Source organism: Promineifilum sp. (SeqCode) (assembly GCF_041918635.1).
Taxonomy (GTDB): domain Bacteria; phylum Chloroflexota; class Anaerolineae; order Promineifilales; family Promineifilaceae; genus Promineifilum.
The window spans coordinates 1-3,685 of record NZ_JAYRVJ010000754.1; the positions used below are offsets into that span (position 1 = coordinate 1).

Consider the following 3,685-nt stretch of genomic DNA (forward strand, 5'->3'; position numbering starts at 1 on the left):
CAGAAAGAAGAAAGGCACGACCGATAGCGCGCCCCACAACGGCATAGCCACCTGAAGAGCGGACGCGGCCAGCAGGGGATCGGGCAGGAACAGGATGGGGGAGTCGCGTACGGCGCACACGTAATCGCGGAAGTGGCCGCCTAACACCGTCGCCAGCGGCGGCAACTGTTCCAGCAGTTGCCCTGTGGCCCAGAACAGCAGGGGAATGCCCGGCGGATGGGTGCGGGCCGAGAAGCCGACCAGGTCGGGCATCCGTTGCGGGAAGTCGCGCAGGAAGGCGGGCATGTCGGTGACGTTGATGCCATCGTAATAGAACGCGCCCAGATTGCGCGTGGAGACGGTGCGATAGAATAGCGTCACCAGTGGGTCGGGATGCTCCACGTATTGAAAGGCGATCCGCGCCCCCAGACCCAGCACGACAAGGGCAAGCGCGATTAAAGTCGCGCTCCGGCGGCTGGCGTCGGGGCGGGTGGCGCGCATCAGCCAGTAACCCAGCAGCCCTAGCAGCGCCACGGCCGCAACTACCGGCCCGACGCGGCCGGCCAACCCCGGCACATCGTAGCGCTGCCAACTGAACTCCTCGTTGCCGCGCAGCCAGGGCCAGTCCAGCGCCAACCCAACCGCCAACAGCGCACCGAGCAGCACTGCCCACCATTCCGGGGCCAAACGTCGCGCGCGACGCGGTGGAGTAGGCTCTTGGTTCATGGAGCCACCATGAGCGCGCCGAGGCGGACGCTGTCAGCCATCATGCCGTCGCGCAGCAAGGCCCGTTCGCCGGTGGGCAGCCAGTAGAGGCCGGCGTCGAGTGTGTACTCACCAGGCGGTAGATCGGCGGGGAGAGATACGGCGTGGGCGTCGGCAAAAGTATGGCCGGGCTGCCAACAGGTGGTCAGCCACGCGCCGCCGCGCGGCAGGCCGTCGGTCTGCGCCACGAGTTGGCCGGAGGCGTCCAGGACGTGGACAAAGACGGTATAAGGCACACCGATTGAGCGCTCCGCGCCCCAAATGAGTTCGACCGTCACCGTCTCCCCGGGCGCGGCGGCAGCGGGCAGACGCACCTCGTGCAGGATGATGCCGTTCTGCCAGACGGCCAGGGGGCCGGCGGTGGGCTGGACGGCCGGCGGCGGCGCGGGCGGGTCGGTCAGGCCGGTGCTGACCGGCTGGAGGAAGAGATTGGCGACGAAGACCTGGAGGGCGAGCAGGGCGGCGATGCCCAGGAAGGCCGCTCGATTCCGTTCAGCCCGCGGCACGGCGGCCAGGAGCGCCAGCGGCAGCAGGAAGGCCCAGACCCGCGCGACCTCGCCCTGCGACGTGCCGGATATGTCGAGCAGCAGCAGGCCGATACCAAAGGACAGCGCCAGCACATCGCGCGGCCGGACGCGCCAGCGCCAGCCGGCGCGCGCGAAGCGGGCCGCCCCGAATACGGCCAGCGGGATGCCCAGAAACACCAGAAAGTCGTAGAGATGGTAAAACAACCAGCTGACGTAGTTGCGCCCCAGGCCAAGGTGGGTGCTCAGGGCGGTGCGCCACAGCGCGACCGGGTTCAGGCCATACCCCAGCCATAGCGCCAGCCAGAACAGCGCGAACCCGCCGGCGAAGAGCGCCGCGCCGGCCAGTAGCCACACGAGAGGCGGGCGCTCCGCCTGATCCAGCAGCCAAACCAGCGCGTACCATCCCAGGAACAGGCCCAGGACGACGTTGCCCAGGCTGAGAAATGTTCCCAGAGCCACCAGCATCCCGGCGACGAAAAGCGGCCACAGCCGGCGGCGCGTCAAGCCCCAGGCGAACGGCAGAAAAACCAGCAGGGTAATGAGCGCGTAGAATTGGTTCCAGCGCGTGGCCCACAGAGCGACGCTGGGCAACAACGGCCACAGCAGAACGGCCCGCCGCGCCGCCGACCGGCCATAGACCGCGCGGCCAAACACGTACAGCGGCGCGACGATGATCCCCAGCCCCAACGGCACGAGCATCTGGACGACGGCGGCGGCAATGGCGCTGTCGGGCAGGTTCATCAAGGCCAGATTGTGGCACTGGGCTGGCCGCAGTCGCTCGCTCAAGCCGGCCGCCAGCGCCGGCAGCCGATCAAACAACTGGCGCGCCCAGGCGAAGAGCAATGGCACTCCCGGTGGGTGGCGCTGTGGGTGCACCGGGTAGGACGGCATGCGCTCGACGAAGTGGGCCAGGAAGTCGCGGTTATCGGTAACCATCACCCCGACGTTGTAGAAGCCGCCGGAGAGTTCGGAGACGGTGCGGTTGAAGAGTTGCGCGAAGCCCAAATCGGCGTGATCCAGGTAGAGCAGCGCGATTTGGAGCAGCGGCGTCATCAGGCCGGCGGCCAGGAGGATCAGGGTCGTGCGGCGGCGCGGGTGGGCGGAATCACCCTCCGGGCGGCGGGTCAGGGCGGCGATGAGCAGCAGGTAGCCGGCCAGCACGAGGGCGGACAGCCACGCCCGACCCACCGAGCCGGGAATGACGTAGGGCCAGCGCCACTCCTCCGGCCCGCGCAGCCAGGGGGAGACGTTGAAAGCAAGCCCGATCAGGTATACGACGGTCAGAATCGCGGCGGCGAGCAGCAGTAGACGGGCAGAAGGGCGCACGGGGGCATTGTACCCCGACAAACGTAGGATGGGCTACGTTAGCAGCCTGAGCCAGGGCAGGGCCGCGCCGACAGTATTGTACAACGGGCGATCGACCGTCCATACTTCACAGTCTATCAAGTTGCCCAGAGCTAGATAGAAAGCAGCATATTGACCGCTCTTGTAGCGGTCAGTCGTCGGCGGTCTGTTCTCAATCATTTCCAGTCGCCAGGAAGTGTCAGACACCTGTCAGGTCTGCTGGGTACTGTATAATAAGCATGCGCCCTGACACACCACTGGCATAACCATCACACCTTGAGCGCTAGAACCATCTGAATAAGGCCATCGCCAAACGATATGACAGGTGATGGCTGCCATCGTGAGGTAGTTTATGTACGACGTAATCGTAATCGGCGGCGGGCCGGCGGGGGTGACCGCAGCCTTACGGGCCCGCGAATTGGGCGCCAGCGTCGCCCTGGTAGAGCGTGACCGGCTGGGGGGAACCTGCACGAACGACGGCTGCGTGCCGACGCGCGTGCTGGCCCACGCCGCCCGGCTCATGCGCGAATCGGCCCAGCACGAACAGTACGGCCTCATGGGCGAAGGCCCGATCCTGGACTTCGAGCGGCTCATCGCCCGCACGCAGCACGTGGTCTACGCCGTCCACGAGAAAAAACAGTTGCTCAAACACCTGGAGAGTTCGGGCGTAACCGTCCATGACGGCGCAGGCCCGACCCGCTTCGTCGATCCGCAGACCATCGAGCTAGGTAACGGCGAGCGGCTGACGGCCGAGAAGTTCATCATCTGCGCCGGCGGCCACGCCCGCAAACTGCCCTTCCCCGGCGCGGAACACACCATCGGCCATCACGACGTCTGGCAACTGCGCGAGTTGCCGCGCCGGCTCATCGTCATCGGCGCGGCGGCCACCGGCTGCCAGTTCGCGTCGGTGATGAACACCTTCGGCTCACAGGTGACGCTGCTCGACGTGGCCCCCCACATCCTGCCCATCGAGGACATGGCCGTGACCGAGGCGATGCAGAAAGCTTTCACCGACCGGGGCATCATCACCATCAGCGGCATGAGCGGCGTGGAGCGGGTCGAGCCGGTGG

The 3,685-nt window shown here is 66.8% G+C and carries 3 protein-coding genes; 1 reads left to right on the plus strand and 2 read right to left on the minus strand.

What is annotated here, in order from left to right:
- Positions 1-705 (minus strand): hypothetical protein (locus ACE3UY_RS21775; protein WP_374689577.1); only part of this gene is annotated, 705 nt, incomplete at its 3' end.
- Positions 702-2,597, minus strand: a complete 1,896-nt coding sequence (locus ACE3UY_RS21780; RefSeq protein WP_374689578.1) for a hypothetical protein — start codon at positions 2,595-2,597, stop codon at positions 702-704. The genes ACE3UY_RS21775 and ACE3UY_RS21780, both read right to left, overlap by 4 nt.
- Before the next feature lie 370 nt (positions 2,598-2,967).
- On the opposite strand from ACE3UY_RS21780, the gene ACE3UY_RS21785 reads away from it, so the two are divergent.
- Positions 2,968-3,685 (plus strand): FAD-dependent oxidoreductase (locus ACE3UY_RS21785; RefSeq protein ID WP_374689579.1); only part of this gene is annotated, 718 nt, incomplete at its 3' end.